Genomic DNA, 16,024 nt, shown 5'->3' with positions numbered 1-16,024 from the left:
AGGCTGCCGGCGTGAGCGCCGAGGACCGGATGACCGTCACCCTGCTGGGCACGGGCGCCGCGGACGGCTGGCCCAACGCCTTCTGCCGCTGCGCCTCGTGCCGCCGGGCCGCGGCCGACGGCGACCTGCGGGCCCCGACCAGCGCCCTCGTCGACGACCGGCTGCTGCTGGACTGCGGGCCGGAGACCTCGCGCCAGGCGCTGCGTGCGGGTGTGGACCTGGCCGCCGTGGAGGCCGTGCTCGTCACCCACGCCCACCCCGACCACTTCGACCCGGCGATGCTGCTCTACCGCAGCTGGGTCTCCGAGGCGTCGCTGCAGGTGGTCGGCCCGCCCCCGGTCGTCGAGGCTTGCACGCACTGGCTCGCCCCCGGCCAGCAGGTGGTCGAGCTGGTGCCCGTCGCCGCCGGGCAGGTGCTGGACCTCGCGGGCTACCGCGTGGCCGTCCTGGCCGCGACCCACGGCCCGCCGGGTGAGGCCGTCCTCTACGACGTCACCGGCCCCGGCGGCCAGCGGCTGCTCCACGCCACGGACACCGCCGAGCTGCCCGACGCCACCCTGACCGCGCTCGAGGGGGCCGCCCTCGACCTGCTCCTGCTGGAGGAGACCTTCGGCGACCGCGAGGACCTGCCCGGCGACCACCTGACGCTGCCGTCCTTCGCCCGGACCGTGGCGGCGCTGCGCGAACGCGGCGCGCTCACCGGGCGCACCGACGTCGTGGCCGTCCACCTCAGCCACTTCAACCCGCCCCGCGACGAGCTTGAGCGGCGGCTCGAAGCCTGCGGCGCGCGCGTCGTCCCCGACGGCACGCGCCTGTGCCTGCCGCCGCGACCGCGTCAGCGGGCCTGAACCGCCGGGTTCAGCGCCAGCGGGCGGCCGGTGACCACGTCGAGCACGAGGCGCCCGCCGAGCGGGGCTCCCAGCGTCACGCGCACCGGGTCGAGCATCATCACCGCCGGGCAGGGCGAGCCGTCGTCGCCGCGCGAGACGGTCGCGCCTACCACCACGAACCCGTCGGCCTCGAGCACCCGCGCCTGCACGTGCTTGTCGCACGGGCTGACGCCCACCCGGAAGCGCAGCGACTCCCCGCCGACACCGGTGAGGTCCTGGGTCGCGGCCAGTCCCGCCTCCGGGGGCAGGGGCGGCAGCGGCGGCGGCTCCGGGACCTGGCCGACCGCGTCGGGGCGGACCGCCACCTGCCCCACCGTCCCGGGCAGCCCCGCGACGGTGAACTGCCACACCGGCACCGTCGCCACGCCGCGGCTGGTGCGCAGCGGTGCGCTCGAGAGCCGCGCGCCGGTCACCGTGAGCGCCGTGCACCCGCCGGAGGTGGTCGACGTGACGGCGCCCAGGGCGCCGGTCGGCGGCACGGCCGGCTCGCTGTCCCGGGCCGGGGGTGGGGTCGTGGGTCCGCTGCAGGCGGCCCCTCCCCGGTCCATCAGCTCGTATGCCGTGTGCGCGCCGGACAGGGGCACCTTCAGCCGGGTGCCGTCGGGGAACCTCACCCACCCCGTCCCCGCCACGTCCCGCAGCGTGCCGCGCAGGGTGAACAGCCCGGCTTGGAACGCCTGCTTGGTCGCGACGTCGGGGAAGCCCAGGGGCGGGGCCAGGGTCAGGTCCTGCAACGGGACGAAGCCGGTCCGCCAGGAGCGGTCCGGGGGGTGCGCCCGCCAGGCCGACGCCACGGCGGCCGCGCGCTGCTGGAAGGCGACCTGTCCGTCCGCTCCGCCACCCGGCATACCGATGCTCTGGTGGCCGCACCCGGCGACGGCGAGCAGCGAGGCGAGGGCGGGCATGAGCAAGGCGCGACGTCCCATGCCGGTGGGACGCGGGGGGACTGCTCCGGGTTGCCTCAAGCAGTCCGCAAGGAAGCCTCAACCCGGCGGCGGGGCCCCGGAGGGGCGGACAAGACTCAGGGTCACGGAGTGGGACGGTTCGGGCCAATCCGTACGCCGTGGGCGAACATGAGCGAATGGGACTCAAGGCGTGGAACACCGCAGCGTGCGGAGCCGTTGTCCCGATCACGCATCAGGCACCTCGAACGGGTGCCGGGATGTCGTGCAGCACAGATAGCATCGAGGTGTCTCGATAGCGAGGAGAGATAGCGATGTTCGAACGGTTCACCGACCGGGCCCGTCGGGTTGTGGTGTTGGCGCAGGAAGAGGCGCGCATGCTCAACCACAACTACATCGGGACCGAGCACATCCTGCTCGGCCTGATCCACGAGGGCGAGGGTGTCGCTGCCAAGGCACTCGAGAGTCTGGGTATCTCCCTCGACGCCGTGCGTGAGCAGGTCCAGGAGATCATCGGCCAGGGTCAGCAGGCCCCGTCCGGGCACATTCCCTTCACCCCCCGGGCCAAGAAGGTCCTCGAGCTGTCCCTGCGCGAGGCGCTCCAGCTCGGCCACAACTACATCGGCACCGAGCACATCCTGCTCGGCCTCATCCGCGAGGGTGAGGGCGTGGCGGCGCAGGTGCTCGTCAAGCTTGGCGCCGACCTCAACCGTGTGCGCCAGCAGGTCATCCAGCTGCTGTCCGGCTACCAGGGCAAGGAGCCCCAGACCGCCGGCGGCCCCACCGAGGGCACGCCCTCGGGATCGCTGGTGCTCGACCAATTCGGCCGCAACCTGACCCAGGCGGCCCGCGAGGGCAAGCTCGACCCGGTCATCGGTCGCGCCAAGGAGATCGAGCGGGTCATGCAGGTGCTGTCCCGCCGCACCAAGAACAACCCGATCCTGATCGGCGAGCCCGGCGTCGGCAAGACCGCCGTCGTCGAGGGCCTGGCCCAGGACATCGTCAAGGGCGAGGTGCCCGAGACGCTCAAGGACAAGCAGATCTACACCCTCGACCTCGGCGCTCTCGTCGCCGGCAGCCGCTACCGCGGTGACTTCGAGGAGCGCCTGAAGAAGGTCCTGAAGGAGATCCGCACCCGCGGCGACATCATCCTGTTCATCGACGAGATCCACACCCTCGTCGGTGCCGGTGCCGCCGAGGGCGCGATCGACGCGGCGAGCATCCTCAAGCCGATGCTGGCCCGCGGCGAGCTGCAGACGATCGGCGCGACGACGCTGGACGAGTACCGCAAGCACATCGAGAAGGACCCGGCCCTCGAGCGCCGGTTCCAGCCGATCCAGGTGGCCGAGCCCAACCTCGCCCACGCGATCGAGATCCTCAAGGGCCTGCGCGACCGCTACGAGGCGCACCACCGGGTGTCCATCACCGACGGCGCCCTCGTCAGCGCGGCCAACCTGGCCGACCGCTACATCAACGACCGCTTCCTGCCGGACAAGGCGATCGACCTCATCGACGAGGCGGGCGCGCGACTGCGCATCCGCCGGATGACCGCGCCGCCGGACCTGCGCGAGTTCGACGAGCGGATCGCCCACGTGCGCCGCGAGAAGGAGTCCGCGATCGACGCGCAGGACTTCGAGAAGGCCGCGTCCCTGCGTGACGACGAGAAGAAGCTGCTGGCGCAGAAGGCCGAGCGCGAGAAGCAGTGGAAGACCGGCGACATGGACGTCGTGGCCGAGGTCGACGAGGAGCTCATCGCCGAGGTCCTCGCCGCCAGCACCGGGATCCCCGTGTTCAAGCTGACCGAGGAGGAGTCCTCGCGACTGCTGCACATGGAGGAGGAGCTGCACAAGCGCATCGTCGGCATGGATGACGCCATCAAGGCGCTGTCCCAGGCGATCCGCCGCACCCGCGCCGGCCTGAAGGACCCGCGTCGTCCCGGTGGCTCGTTCATCTTCGCCGGCCCCACCGGTGTCGGTAAGACCGAGCTGGCCAAGACGCTCGCGGAGTTCCTCTTCGGCGAGGAGGACGCGCTCATCCAGCTCGACATGAGCGAGTTCAGCGAGAAGCACACCGTCTCGCGGCTGTTCGGCTCCCCGCCCGGCTACGTCGGCTACGAGGAGGGCGGCCAGCTCACCGAGAAGGTGCGCCGCAAGCCGTTCTCCGTCGTCCTCTTCGACGAGGTCGAGAAGGCCCACCCCGACATCTTCAACAGCCTGTTGCAGATCCTCGAGGACGGCCGCCTGACCGACTCCCAGGGTCGCGTGGTCGACTTCAAGAACACCGTCATCATCATGACCACCAACCTCGGCACCCGTGACATCGCCAAGGGCGTCTCGCTCGGCTTCTCCGCCGGCTCGGACACCCGCACGGGCTACGAGCGGATGAAGAACAAGGTCCAGGACGAGCTCAAGCAGCACTTCCGGCCCGAGTTCCTCAACCGTGTCGACGACATCATCGTCTTCCCGCAGCTCACGCAGGAGGAGATCGTCGCGATCGTGGACCTGATGATCGCCAAGCTCGACGAGCGGCTCAAGGACAAGGACATGGGCATCGAGCTCACGCCCGCGGCCAAGGCCCTGCTCGCCAAGAAGGGCTACGACCCGGTGCTCGGCGCCCGTCCGCTGCGTCGCACGATCCAGCGCGACATCGAGGACGCCCTCTCCGAGAAGATCCTCTACGGCGAGATCAAGTCCGGCGAGATCGTCCTGGTCGACACCGAGGGTGAGGGCAAGGAGGAGCAGTTCTTCTTCCGCGGCACCCCGCACGCCCCGGCGCCCGACGCGCCGCCGGTGGAGACCGCGGGCACGGAGTGAGCCCTGTGGTCGCGGCCCGACGGGCCGGCTGACCAGCAGCAGGTATGCCGAGGGGCCGGGTGCGCACGCACCCGGCCCCTCGCGCGTGCCCGGGACCGGACCACGGTGACCCGCGCCGCCGTGGCGACGGCCCGGCATACCAGCAGGTCGGACCGGACCCGACGGCATGGTGCCGACCCCCGGTGGGCGCGATCTCGTACGGTATGGCGATGCGCACGACCCGACCCACGCACCCGACCCGTCGCCCGCTGCTCGTCGCGGCGGCCGGGATCACCGCGATCGCGCTCGCCCTCACGGGGTGCACCGGCTCGGACAAGCCGCCCCCCAAGGCGGCCACGAGCACGACGAGCACGCCGGCCCCGACGCCTGACCCGTTCCAGGCCAAGGGCGTCCCGGCGGCGCTGCTGGCGGCCGTGCGCCCGATCTACCAGGGCGGCGCGGTCCGGGCGACCCCGGCCGTGGGCAAGGCGCTGGGCCGGCGCACCGTCACCAAGGGCGCCAAGGTCACCCTCGTCGGCTCGCTCGGCACCTGGCACAAGCAGCCGATCGCCGTGGTGACCTCCGGCAAGGACGTGACGCTGGCGGTCGGCCCGAAGTGGACGGTCGTCGGCGGCTGGTGGCCCTCGCTCGGGCTGTCCAAGGCGGTGCTCGGCGGTGCGCGGCGGATCCTGCTCATCGGCAGCGACGCCCGGCCCCACGAGAACCCGGCCAAGACCCGCGGTGACAGCCTGCACATCGTCGGCGTCGACGGCAAGGGCGGCGGCGGCATCGTCGGCATCCCCCGGGACTCCTACGTCCCGCTGGCCACCGGGGGGTCGGGCAAGATCAACTCGGCGCTGGTCTTCGGCGGCCCGGTCGCGCAGACCCGTACGGTGACCCGCTACACCGGCGTCCCGGTCGAGGGCTACGTGCTGACCGGCTTCGCCGGGTTCATCGAGGCGGTCCAGGGCATCGGCCCGATCACCCTCGTGAGCCCGCGGGCGTTCACCGACCCCTACTCCGGCGCCCACATCGGCAAGGGCACCAACCGCCTGTCGGGCCCGGCCGCGCTGGCCTACGCGCGCTCCCGACACGCCCAGCCCAACGGCGACTTCGACCGCTCCTTCAACCAGGGCCGGTTGCTGCAGGCCGCCATGGCGCTGGCCCGTGCGGCCGGCCCCGGCAAGCTGCCGGTGTTCCTGTCCAAGGTCTCCAACCACGTCATCACCAACCTCTCGGCCGAGCAGATGCTCACCTTCGCCGCCCGGATCTACGTCACGCCCCCGAGCAAGGTGCGCAACGCCGTGGCGACCGGTGGCTTCGGGATGACCTCCGACGGGCAGTCGATCGTCGAGCTCGGGTCGTCGGCCCGGGCCCTGTTCGCGGACATGCGCGACGGCAGCCTGCGCTGAGCCGTTAGCGTCCCCGCCATGAGCCTCGTCCGCCGCGCCCGCGCCGGAGACGTGCGTGCCATCCGCACCCTCGTCGAGCCGCTGACCGCCACCCGGGTGCTCGTCGCCAAGGACGCGGTCGCCTACTACGAGGCGCTGCAACAGTTCCAGGTCGTCGAGCACGAGGGGCGGGTCGTCGGCTGTGGCGCCCTGCACGTCATGTGGGAGGACCTCGCCGAGGTGCGCACCCTGGCCGTCGACCCGTCGATGACCGGGCACGGCATCGGCGGCGCGCTCCTTGAGGCCCTGCTCGACGACGCCCGCGACCTCGGGATCAAGCGCGTGTTCTGCCTGACCTTCGAGGTGGACTTCTTCGGCCGGCACGGGTTCGAGCCGATCGAGGGCCAGGCGGTCGAGCCCGAGGTCTACGCCGAGCTGCTGCGCTCCTACGACGAGGGCGTCGCCGAGTTCCTCGACCTCGAGCGGGTCAAGCCCAACACCCTGGGCAACACCCGCATGCTGCGCACCCTCTGAGTCGCCCGGCTCAGCGCCGGCGGCCGGGCTCGGCGGTCGAGGGCCCGACGTGTTCGCCCAGCCAGGCGACGAGGGGAGCCAGGGCTCGCCAGTCCGCGCGGACCCGGTCCAGCGTGCCGGCCGAGCACAACCACACCGGGTCTCCGTGCCGTCGCCGTGCCGTGAGGCTCTTGTGCCGCATCAGGTCCAGCCGCGGGTGGTCCCCCGCCACGCCACGCGGGCGGGTCCGAACCTGCTCGCCGCCGATGTCGAAGCCGTCGGCCGCCAGGGACGTGAGGATCCCGCGCAGCCGCTCACCGGCGTGGTCGTCGTCGACCCCTCGGCGCAGCCGATCGACCTGGTCCGGCGCCGGCCGGAAGACACCCCCGGCGGTGGCCAGGCCCCCGGCGCCCACCTCGACGTACCAGCCCATCCCGTCGGCGACCCGCACCACGGCGCCCTGGTGGTCCTTGTACGGCCGCTTGTCGTGCGAGAACCGCACGTCGCGCTGCGGCCGGTAGACGTGGGGCTCCCCGAACTCCCCGGCCAGCGCCTCCACGAGGAGGCTGACCGGCTCCCGCACGCTCACGGCATACCGGTCCTTGTTCCTGGCCCAGAAGTCCCTGCTGTTGTCGAGCTCGAGCTCGGTGTAGAAGCGGACAGCGTCGCGGGGGATGCCCTCGAAGACCATCCTTCGACTGTAGGAGGGTCAGCGGGTGGTCTGGTAGATCCGGCGGACGACGTCCTCGATGTCGGGCTCCTCGACGGACAGGTCACGGACCGTGGCCCGGGCGGAGACCGCCCCGAGCACCTCGGCGGCGGTGGTCACCTCCGCGTCGAAGGACAGCCGCTGGCGCAGGCCGCCGCCCTCGGCGCCGACCAGGGTGACCCCCGGTATGCCGTGCAGCTCGGCGGTCGGCTCGGTCAGGTCGACGACGAGGACGCGCTCGGCGCCGACGGTGGCGGCGAGCCCGGGCAGCGTGCCGTCGTACGCGAGCCGGCCGTGGTCGACGACGAGCACCCGGTCGCACAGCCGCTCGATGTCGCCCATGTCGTGGGTGGTCAGCAGCAGCGTGGTGCCGCGGGTCGCGCGCTCGTGGCGCAGGAACTCCCGCAGCCGCTGCTTGGACAGCACGTCCAGCCCGATGGTCGGCTCGTCGAGGATGAGCAGCTGGGGGGAGTGCAGCAGCGCGGCGGCGATCTCGGCGCGCATCCGCTGGCCGAGGGAGAGCTGGCGCACCGGGGTGTCGAGGGTGTCGGCCATCTCCAGCTGCTCGACCAGCTCGCCGGTGCGGTGGCGGGCCCGGGCGGGCTCGAGGCGGTGGATGGCCGCCAGGATGCTGAACGACTCGCGCAGCGGCAGGTCCCACCACAGCTGGGAGCGCTGGCCGAAGACGACACCGATGTGATGGGCGAGGGTGCGGCGCTCGCGGACCGGGTCCAGGCCGCAGGTGCGCACGGTGCCCGAGGACGGCACGAGGATGCCGGTGAGCATCTTGATCGTCGTGGACTTGCCCGCGCCGTTGGCGCCGATGTAGCCCACGGAGGCGCCGGGCTCGATGGCGAAGCTCATCGCGTCCACCGCGACGAGCTCGCTGCGGCCGGCTCGCCACCCCTTCTCGCGCCGGCGGAAGACGCGGGTCAGGTCCTGCAGGCTCACGATCGGGTCGGTCATCCGCCGCCTCCCTGGTAGTGCCGCGTGCCCCACCGCCACAGCAGCAGGGCCATGAGCCACACCCACGCGGCGGCCACCGGGGTCAGCCACGCCAGCCAGGTCGGCAGCCCGGCCGGCCCGGGCAGGCCGAGCACCGCCAGGGTCGGCAGGTAGGCGGTGAAGGCCACGGGGAAGAGGTAGCCGAAGACCAGCCTGAGCGGGGTGGGGAAGATCGAGGCCGGCTGGCTGGCGGCGTAGGAGCCGCCGTAGGTGAAGGAGTTGGTCAGCTCGGAGCCGTTGACGAGGAAGAACTGGAGCGACGCCGCGCAGACGAAGAGGCCGGCGAAGATGGCCGTGCCGAAGACGACGGCGACCACCAGCAGGGCGACCGTCGCAGGGTCCCAGGCGATCTCGTTCAGCGTCAGGCCGAGGCCGAGCGCGACAGCGGCCACCGCGATCCGGGTCAGCCGGCGCAGCGAGATCTCGCTGGTGACCAGCTGCGCCAGCAGCGGCAGCGGGCGCAGGTAGAACGCGTCGACGGTGCCGGCCCGGATGTAGGTCGGCAGGGTGTCAACGTGCCCGACGAGCAGGTCGGCCGCCGAGAAGGCCAAGTTGGACAGCCCGAACACCAGCAGGACCGCATGGAAGTCCAGCCCACCGAGGACGCGGACGTTGTGGAAGATGATCCACACCTCGGCCAGCTCGGTCAGGCCGACCAGCAGGCTGCTGACCAGGTCCAGCGCGAAGCCGGCACGGTAGGCCCGCTGGGAGCGCAGGCGGGAGGCGAGGACCGCGCGATAGGGGGTGAACCAGGTCGTCTCAGCCACCCTGCACCACCAGCTTCGCGTGCCCGGCGCGGGTCACGGCCCGGCCGGCCAGGCAGGTCACGGCCACCCACACCAGCTGCACGCCGACGGTACGCCACGCGTCGGAACCGCTGACGTGGCCGGACAGCACGTCGACCGGGGCCTGCAGGATCGAGGGGAACGGCGTCACGTCCGCGACCGCCTGCAACCAGTCCGGGAAGAGCCCGACCGGGACGTAGAGGCCGGCGAGGAAGCTGCTCACGATGGCGTAGAACATCCGCAGGCCGCGGGTGTCGAGCAGCCAGAAGCCCACGACGTTGACCGCGAACCGGCAGTAGAACGAGACCGTCACCCCCAACGCCACGCTGACCAGCCCCAAGGCGTAGGGCTGGACCTGGGTCGGCATCGTGAGCCCGACCGTGGCCGCCCCGATGAGGACGCTGGGCACGCCGCGGGGCAGGAACGTGAAGGCCGAGCGGCCCAGGTCCTCGGCCAGGTGGCACGTCTGCAGGTCCACCGGCCGGGTGAAGTCGACTGCCACGTCGCCGGTGCGGATGCGCTCCCCGATCTCGGCGACACCGGTCAGCGTCACCGCGCCGATCAGGCCCTGGGACAGGAAGACGTAGGCACTGACGCTGCCCTTGTCGTAGCCGGCCAGCGTGCCCCCGGCGCTGTCGACCGCGGCCAGGAGGATCGAGGCGCGGATGAAGCCGAACACCACGTTCGTGGCGAGGCCGGCGAACATCGCCAGGCGGTAGCTCGACTGCCGACGGAAGCCTGCGACCACCAGCCGCCACCAGACCCCCACCGACGCGCGCACAGTCGAGGGAACTTACTCGCGCGGCTCCGGGGCCGCAAGGACGCTCGGGTCTGGCGGTCAGGCGGGGAGGCGGAACCTGTTGCCGGACAACGGTTCCACGAGCCCGTCGGCCACCAGCGAGTCCAGGCAGCGGTCCCTCTGGGCGGGGTCGTCCGGCCACGCGGTGGCGAGCAGCTCGCCCTCGACGGGGCCGGTGGCCTCGCGCAGCACCCGCAGCAGGGCGCCGCGAGCCTGGCGGTCTGTGCCGTGCCAAGCCTGCCCGCGTCGGGCCGGTCCCTCGTATGCCGGGTGGCCGGACAGGCGCCAGGCGCACAGGTCCGCGACGGGGCAGTCCGCGCAGCGCGGCACGCGCGCGGTGCACGTGAGCGCCCCGAGCTCCATGACCCCGACGTTCCACGCACGGGCGCGGTCGGCGTCGGCGGGCAGGAGCGAGGTGGCCAGGTCCATCTCGGCCCGGGTCAACGACGGAGAGGCCTGCGCCCGCCCCTCGACCAGCCGGGCGAAGACCCGCCGCACGTTGGTGTCCACGACCGTCGCGTGGATCCCGAACCCGAAGCTGGCGACCGCTGCGGCGGTGTAGACGCCGACGCCGGGCAGGGCCAGCAGGTCCTCGTGGCTGCCGGGCACCTGCCCGTCGTGGCGCTCGACCATGGCCGTGGCGGCCGCGTGCAGCCGCAGGGCCCGGCGGGGGTAGCCCAGCCGGCCCCAGGCGCGCACGGCCTCACCCGGTGCCTCGCCGGCCAGGTCGGCAGGGGTGGGCCAGCGGGTCATCCAGGCGTGCCAGACCGGCTCCACCCGCACCACGGGCGTCTGCTGCAGCATCACCTCGGAGACGAACACGCCCCAGGGCGTGGCGTCGGCGGCGCGCCACGGCAGGTCGCGCTGCGCGACCGCATACCAGTCGAGCACGCGCTCGTGCAGGACGGAGGCGGGGACCGCGGTGGAGCTCACGACAGGGGAGGGCAGCTCAGACGTAGCGCTCGAGGATGCTGGACTCGGCCAGGCGCGACAGGCCCTCGCGGACCGCGCGGGCCCGGCCCTCCCCGACGCCGTCGACGGCCATGAGGTCCTCGAGGTTGGCGGCGAGCAGCTTCTGGAGGCTGTCGAAGTGGTCGACCAGCCGGTCGACGATGGCGCCCGGGAGGCGCGGCACCTTGGTCAGCAGGCGGTAGCCGCGGGGGCTCACCGCGGAGTCGAGCGCGTCGCCGACGATCGAGAAGCCGAGCGCCTTGGCCCCGGCGGCGAGGTCGAGCAGCTCGGTGGAGGACAGCTCGACCAGGTCCTCGAGGACCTCCTCGACGCTGCGCTCGGTCTTGGCCGAGGGCAGGTAGTCGCGGATGACGAGCTCGCGGTCGTTGCCCAGCCCGCCGGTGAGCTCGTCGAGCTGGAGCGTCAGCAGGCGGCCGTCGGTGCCGAGCTCGATGACGTAGCCGGCGATCTCGTCGCTGATCCGGCGCACCATCTCCAGGCGCTGCAGGACGCTGGCGACGTCGCGGACGGTGACGAGGTCCTCGATCTCCAGGGCCGAGAGGGTGCCGGTAACCTCGTCGAGGCGGGCCTTGTAGCGCTCCAGCGTCTGCAGGGCCTGGTTGGCCCGGGACAGGATGGCGCTGGAGTCCTCGAGCACGTGCCGGCGGTCGCCGATGTAGAGGGCGACGATCTGCATCGACTGGCTCACCGACACGACGGGGTAGCCGGTCTGCTTGGCGACGCGCTCGGCCGTGCGGTGGCGGGTGCCGGACTCGTTGGTCTCGATGGAGGGGTCGGGCACGAGCTGGGTGGCGGCCCGCAGGATGCGGGTGCCCTCGCGGTCGAGGACGATCGCGCCGTCCATCTTGGCCAGCTCGCGCAGCCGGGTGCTGGAGAACTCGACGTCGAGGGGGAAGCCTCCGGTGGACAGCGCCTCGACGGTGCGGTCGTGGCCGAGCACGATGAGCGCGCCGGTGCGGCCGCGCAGGATGCGCTCGAGGCCGTCGCGCAGCTCGGTGCCCGGAGCCACCGCGGCCAGCGTGGCGCGCAGCAACTCGTCGTCGCTTCGTTCCACGATGATCGAGGTCTCCTTGTGTGCCAGGTGGGCCCCTATCAGCCCTGCTCCGGCGCAGTCTAACGGCCCGGGACCTGCGGGGAGGTGAGGTGACCGTCCCTTGACTCGCGTGTCAGTGGCGAGAGGCTGTCGCCTGCTGGACCGCGGAGAACACGTCGCCCACCTCCAGCACCCTCAGCCCCTCCGGCATCGCGCCGGACCCGAGCACGCCGGTCGGGACGATCGCGGTGCGGAAGCCCAGTCGGGCCGCCTCGGCGAGCCGCCGGGGGATGCCGGTGACCGGGCGGATCTCGCCGGCCAGGCCGACCTCGCCCATGGCCACCGTGCCCTGGGGCAGGGCACGGTCCTGCACCGAGCTCGCCACCGCCAGGGCGACGGCGAGGTCGGCGGCCGGCTCGGTCAGCCGCACGCCGCCGACCGTGGAGAGGTAGGTGTCGGCCTTGCTCAGCGGCACCCCCGCCCGCCGGTCGAGCACCGCCAGGATCATGCCGACCCGGGCACTGTCGAGGCCACTGGTCGCCCGGCGGGGCGAGGGGATCTGGGTGGGTGCGACCAGCGACTGGACCTCGGTGAGCAGGGGGCGGCGCCCCTCCAGGGTGACCGTGACGCAGGTGCCCGGCACCACGAGGTTGCGGTTGGACAGGAACAGCCCGCTGGGGTCGGGCAGGCCGACGATGCCGACGTCGGACAGGTCGAAGCAGCCGACCTCGTCGGTCGGGCCGTAGCGGTTCTTGACCGCCCGCACCAGCCGCAGCCGGGAGTGCCGGTCGCCCTCGAACTGCACCACGACGTCGACGAGGTGCTCGAGCACCCGCGGCCCGGCGATCGAGCCGTCCTTGGTGACGTGGCCGACCAGCAGCATGGCGATGCCGCGGGACTTGGCGGCGGCGATGAGCGAGCCGGTCACCTCACGCACCTGGGAGACGTTGCCGGCCGAGCCCTCGACCTCACCGCTGGAGATGGTCTGGACCGAGTCGACGATGACCAGGTCGGGCGAGAGCTGCTGGATCTGGCCCAGCACGGTGGCCAGGTCGGTCTCGGAGGCGAGGTAGAGCGACTTGGCCATGGCCTCGATGCGCTCGGCCCGCATGCGCACCTGCGCGGCGGACTCCTCGCCGCTGACGTAGAGCACGGTGGCGCCCTCGCGGGCCGCCCGCGCGGCCACGTCGAGCAGCAGGGTGGACTTGCCGATGCCCGGCTCGCCGGCGACGAGGACGACGGCGCCGGGCACGATGCCGCCGCCGAGGACCCGGTCGAACTCCCCGACGCCGGTGCTGCGGGCCTGGGCACGGCGCACGTCGACGTCGCCGATGGGCAGGGCCGGGCGCTCGACGACCGCGGCCGCGGTGGTCCGCACGGCGACGGCGCCGACCTCGCTCACGGTGCCCCACGCCTGGCACTCCCCGCAGCGGCCGACCCACTTGATCGCGGTCCAGCCGCACTCGGAGCACTTGTAGCTGGGCTTGGTCCCTGCCTTCGAAGCCATGCCGCAGACCGTAGGCGAGTCCACCGACACAGGCCGACGACACCCCGCCCCGGGGGCCGTCAGTCGAAGCGGCGCCACCACAGGTTGACGGCGTAGTCGACCGAGCGTCCCTCGTGCTCGGCGAGGATGCCCTCGGCCACGGTAGGTGCGAACTCGATGCGGACGACCGCCTCGAAGTCCTCCCGGGACTCCATCTCCCACCGGATGTCGACCTGCTCGCGCTGCCAGCCGCGCCGCGCCCAGAACCGCTCGACCGCGACCGGGTCGTAGGCCGGCATCGCCCGCCGGAACCAGCCGCCGAAGGTCGAGCGGGTCGCGTCGTTGTCGACGACGAAGGCCGTGCCGCCCGGGGCGAGCACCCGCTCCAGCTCGGCCAGGCCGGGCTCGCAGCCAGGGCCGAAGAAGTACGCCCAGCGCGCGTGGGCCACGTCCACCGAGGCGTCGGCCAGGGGCAGGGCCTGGGCCGCGCCCTCCAGCACCTGCACGTTGCCCAGCCCGAGACCGACCACCCGCAGCCGGGCCAGCTCCACCAGCGGGTCGTAGGGCTCGACGCCCACCACCGAGGCCGCGTCGGCCGCGAACCGGGGCAGGTGGAACCCGCTGCCGCACCCCACGTCGGCGAGCCGCTGCCCGGACCAGTCGTGGACGGCCCGCATCGCCGCCTCGATCGCCCCGTCCGGGTCGACCGCGCGGTTCTCGACCTCGTAGACGTCCGGGGAGTCCCAGATGTTGGGGCTCGGGATGGCGTGGTCGCCGGCAGCCGGCGAGGACGGGTCGGGCACGGAGGGACCTCAGATCACTTGTCGCGCTTGGCCTTCGACGGCTTCTTGGCCGCCTTGACGGGCTTGACCGGCGTGCTGTCCTTGGTGGCGCGGTGCTGCTCCTGGGCCGCCAGGGTCGCCGGGTGGACCAGCAGCGGCAGCAGGGTCCGCGAGCCCTTGGACCGCGCGGCCTTCACGGTCGCGAGGTGGGCCTCGCAGCGGACGACCAGCACGTCATACGCCGCCTGTCCCATGAGCTCGACGAGCTCGCCGCGGTTGCTGCGGTAGACCGGCTCCCTGCCCACGTGCGCCTCGGGGTTGCCCGAGCAGTACCAGTCGAGGTCGTGGCCGCCGGGGCCCCAGCCGCGCCGGTCGTACTCCGCGATCGAGACCTCGAGGTAGGAGGTCTCGTCCGGCAGCTCGACGGTGCGGTAGGTGCGGCGGATCGGCAGCTGCCAGCACACGTCGGGCTTGACGGTGTGGGGTTCCAGGCCCTGGCGGACCGCGTGCTGGTGCAGCGCGCAGCCGTCGCCGGCGGGGAAGCCGGGGCGGTTGAGGAAGATGCAGGCGCCGTCGACGACCCGCGTCTTGAGGTCCCCGTCCTCCTTCTCGGTCCACTTCCCGTCCTGGCCGAGGTCGTGCATCTGCCACTCGTCCGGGCCCAGCTCGGCCACCGCCGCCCTGACCCGCCGCATGTCGTCCTTGTCGGTGAAGTGGGCGCCCAGCGTGCAGCAGCCGTCGTCCGGCCGGTCGGCGTAGATGCCCTGGCACCCGTTGCCGTAGATGCACGTCCACGAGGACGTCAGCCAGGTCAGGTCGCAGCGGAAGCGCTGGCCGGGCTCGGAGGGGTCGGTGAACTCGACCCAGGTGCGGGGGATGTCGAGCGGGGTCTCGGGCACCCGCCCAGCCTAGGCGCCCCGAGGGGGATCCCGACCCCAGCCGTATGCCGTGCCGGTCACCTCCGCGCCCCACTCGCCGTGATGGGGTGGTATCGGCTCGCCATGCCATAGCCTCGTCACCATGCGGCTCGGCGTGATCGACGTGGGTTCCAACACCGTGCACCTGCTCGTCGTCGACGCCCACGTCGGCGCCCAGCCCCTGCCGGCCTACTCGCACAAGATCGAGCTGCGCCTCTCGGAGTACGTCGAGGACGACGGCCACATCGCCACCGCGGGCGCGGACCGGCTGGTGGAGTTCGTGCGCGAGTGCCTCGTCATCGCCGAGGACCACGGGGTCGAGGACCTGCTCGCCTTCGCCACGAGCGCCATCCGGGAGGCGCCGAACGGCGAGGCCGTCCTGGAGCAGGTGCGGACCGAGACCGGCACCGAGCTGCAGGTGCTCTCCGGCCGTGACGAGGCGAGGCTGACCTTCCTGGCGGTGCGCCGCTGGTTCGGCTGGTCCAGCGGCCACCTCGTCGTCGTCGACATCGGCGGCGGCTCCCTCGAGCTGGCGGCCGGGCTGGACGAGGACCCCGACGCCGCGGTCAGCCTGCCGCTCGGGGCCGGCCGGCTCACCCGGGACCACCTCGCCGCGGACCCGCCGGACCCGGACGAGGTCCGCGCCCTGCGCGCCCGCATCCGCGCGGACATCGCCCGCAGCCTGCGCGAGCTGACCAAGACGGGGGCGCCCCACCGGGCCGTCGGCACGAGCAAGACCATGCGCTCGCTGGCCCGCGTCCTCGGCGCTGCGCCGAGCGGCGAAGGCCCTTATGTCCCAAGGGTCCTCGAGCGCGAGCCGCTCACCGCCCTGATGCCCGAGCTCGCGTCGATGACCCACGCCGAGCGTGCGGACCTGCCGGGGGTGTCGACCTCACGGGCCCCCCAGCTGCTCGCCGGCGCGCTCGTGGCCGAGGCGGCCATGGACCTGCTGGGCCTCGACCGGCTCGAGATCTGCCCCTGGGCGCTGCGCGAGGGCATCATCCTGCGCCGGCTCGACTGGATCACCGGCGACTGAGCGCCGGCCGCC

At 72.8% G+C, this 16,024-nt stretch carries 15 protein-coding genes; 5 read left to right on the top strand and 10 right to left on the bottom strand.

What is annotated here, in order from left to right; translation table 11 throughout:
• Positions 1-11 precede the first annotated feature (11 nt).
• Positions 12-848, top strand: coding sequence for an MBL fold metallo-hydrolase (locus AC3ANM_RS08725; RefSeq protein WP_488287733.1), 837 nt, complete (start codon positions 12-14; stop codon positions 846-848).
• Here the strand turns inward: AC3ANM_RS08725 and AC3ANM_RS08720 are convergent.
• Positions 836-1,816 carry a hypothetical protein gene (locus AC3ANM_RS08720; protein ID WP_488287732.1) on the bottom strand — a complete coding sequence of 327 codons (981 nt, stop codon included), beginning with the start codon at positions 1,814-1,816 and terminating at the stop codon, positions 836-838. The two genes, AC3ANM_RS08725 and AC3ANM_RS08720, sit on opposite strands and share 13 nt — an antisense overlap.
• A 290-nt stretch (positions 1,817-2,106) precedes the next feature.
• Here AC3ANM_RS08720 and AC3ANM_RS08715 point away from each other — a divergent pair, with 290 nt between their 5' ends.
• The 3 genes from AC3ANM_RS08715 to AC3ANM_RS08705 all read left to right on the top strand — a co-directional run bounded on the left by AC3ANM_RS08715 (position 2,107) and on the right by AC3ANM_RS08705 (position 6,509).
• A complete protein-coding gene (locus AC3ANM_RS08715; RefSeq protein ID WP_488287731.1) occupies positions 2,107-4,605 on the top strand; it encodes an ATP-dependent Clp protease ATP-binding subunit in 2,499 nt (832 codons plus the stop codon).
• Between the two features lie 209 nt (positions 4,606-4,814).
• Positions 4,815-5,996, top strand: a complete 1,182-nt coding sequence (locus tag AC3ANM_RS08710; protein ID WP_488287730.1) for an LCP family protein — start codon at positions 4,815-4,817, stop codon at positions 5,994-5,996.
• A gap of 18 nt (positions 5,997-6,014) precedes the next feature.
• Positions 6,015-6,509, top strand: a complete 495-nt coding sequence (locus AC3ANM_RS08705) for an amino-acid N-acetyltransferase (RefSeq protein WP_488287729.1) — start codon at positions 6,015-6,017, stop codon at positions 6,507-6,509.
• Between the two features lie 10 nt (positions 6,510-6,519).
• Here the strand turns inward: AC3ANM_RS08705 and AC3ANM_RS08700 are convergent, their stop codons facing one another.
• The 9 genes from AC3ANM_RS08700 to AC3ANM_RS08660 form a co-directional block, all read right to left on the bottom strand.
• Complete coding sequence (locus tag AC3ANM_RS08700) at positions 6,520-7,179, bottom strand: DUF2461 domain-containing protein (RefSeq protein ID WP_488287728.1); 660 nt, start codon at positions 7,177-7,179, stop codon at positions 6,520-6,522.
• Positions 7,180-7,197: 18 nt separating this feature from the next.
• A complete protein-coding gene (locus AC3ANM_RS08695; RefSeq protein ID WP_488287727.1) occupies positions 7,198-8,163 on the bottom strand; it encodes an ABC transporter ATP-binding protein in 966 nt (321 codons plus the stop codon).
• A complete protein-coding gene (locus tag AC3ANM_RS08690; protein ID WP_488287726.1) occupies positions 8,160-8,969 on the bottom strand; it encodes an ABC transporter permease in 810 nt (269 codons plus the stop codon). The genes AC3ANM_RS08695 and AC3ANM_RS08690 overlap by 4 nt, the downstream gene beginning before the upstream one ends.
• Positions 8,962-9,735 carry an ABC transporter permease gene (locus AC3ANM_RS08685; protein ID WP_488287725.1) on the bottom strand — a complete coding sequence of 258 codons (774 nt, stop codon included), beginning with the start codon at positions 9,733-9,735 and terminating at the stop codon, positions 8,962-8,964. Before AC3ANM_RS08685 ends, AC3ANM_RS08690 begins: the two co-directional genes overlap by 8 nt.
• A gap of 90 nt (positions 9,736-9,825) precedes the next feature.
• Positions 9,826-10,719, bottom strand: coding sequence for an HhH-GPD family protein (locus AC3ANM_RS08680; protein ID WP_488287724.1), 894 nt, complete (start codon positions 10,717-10,719; stop codon positions 9,826-9,828).
• Positions 10,720-10,735: 16 nt separating this feature from the next.
• Entirely contained in the window at positions 10,736-11,812 is a 1,077-nt protein-coding gene (gene disA, locus AC3ANM_RS08675; protein ID WP_488287723.1) for a DNA integrity scanning diadenylate cyclase DisA, read from the bottom strand.
• A 112-nt stretch (positions 11,813-11,924) separates the two neighbouring features.
• The gene (radA, locus tag AC3ANM_RS08670) at positions 11,925-13,298 is read right to left on the bottom strand and encodes a DNA repair protein RadA (protein WP_488287722.1); all 1,374 of its coding nucleotides are present in this window, start codon (positions 13,296-13,298) and stop codon (positions 11,925-11,927) included.
• A 59-nt stretch (positions 13,299-13,357) separates the two neighbouring features.
• Positions 13,358-14,080 (bottom strand): class I SAM-dependent methyltransferase, encoded by a 723-nt coding sequence (locus AC3ANM_RS08665; RefSeq protein ID WP_488287721.1) that lies wholly within the window; start codon positions 14,078-14,080, stop codon positions 13,358-13,360.
• 14 nt (positions 14,081-14,094) lie between these two features.
• Complete coding sequence (locus AC3ANM_RS08660) at positions 14,095-14,958, bottom strand: DUF3109 family protein (RefSeq protein WP_488287720.1); 864 nt, start codon at positions 14,956-14,958, stop codon at positions 14,095-14,097.
• A gap of 121 nt (positions 14,959-15,079) precedes the next feature.
• Here AC3ANM_RS08660 and AC3ANM_RS08655 point away from each other — a divergent pair, with 121 nt between their 5' ends.
• A complete protein-coding gene (locus AC3ANM_RS08655; RefSeq protein WP_488287719.1) occupies positions 15,080-16,012 on the top strand; it encodes a Ppx/GppA phosphatase family protein in 933 nt (310 codons plus the stop codon).
• Positions 16,013-16,024: the final 12 nt, after the last annotated feature.

The organism is Oryzihumus sp. JJN4-3R (assembly GCF_057747915.1).
This window is presented reverse-complemented; position numbering and strand designations above follow the sequence as displayed.

Bases quoted from the DNA above. Each gene is read 5' to 3' on its own strand.
- AC3ANM_RS08720 (WP_488287732.1), bottom strand. From the start codon at position 1,816: ATGGGACGTCGCGCCTTGCTCATGCCCGCCCTCGCCTCGCTGCTCGCC.
- AC3ANM_RS08715 (WP_488287731.1), top strand. From the start codon at position 2,107: ATGTTCGAACGGTTCACCGACCGGGCCCGTCGGGTTGTGGTGTTGGCG.
- AC3ANM_RS08710 (WP_488287730.1), top strand. From the start codon at position 4,815: ATGCGCACGACCCGACCCACGCACCCGACCCGTCGCCCGCTGCTCGTC.
- AC3ANM_RS08705 (WP_488287729.1), top strand. From the start codon at position 6,015: ATGAGCCTCGTCCGCCGCGCCCGCGCCGGAGACGTGCGTGCCATCCGC.
- AC3ANM_RS08700 (WP_488287728.1), bottom strand. From the start codon at position 7,179: ATGGTCTTCGAGGGCATCCCCCGCGACGCTGTCCGCTTCTACACCGAG.
- AC3ANM_RS08695 (WP_488287727.1), bottom strand. From the start codon at position 8,163: ATGACCGACCCGATCGTGAGCCTGCAGGACCTGACCCGCGTCTTCCGC.
- radA (WP_488287722.1), bottom strand. From the start codon at position 13,298: ATGGCTTCGAAGGCAGGGACCAAGCCCAGCTACAAGTGCTCCGAGTGC.
- AC3ANM_RS08655 (WP_488287719.1), top strand. From the start codon at position 15,080: ATGCGGCTCGGCGTGATCGACGTGGGTTCCAACACCGTGCACCTGCTC.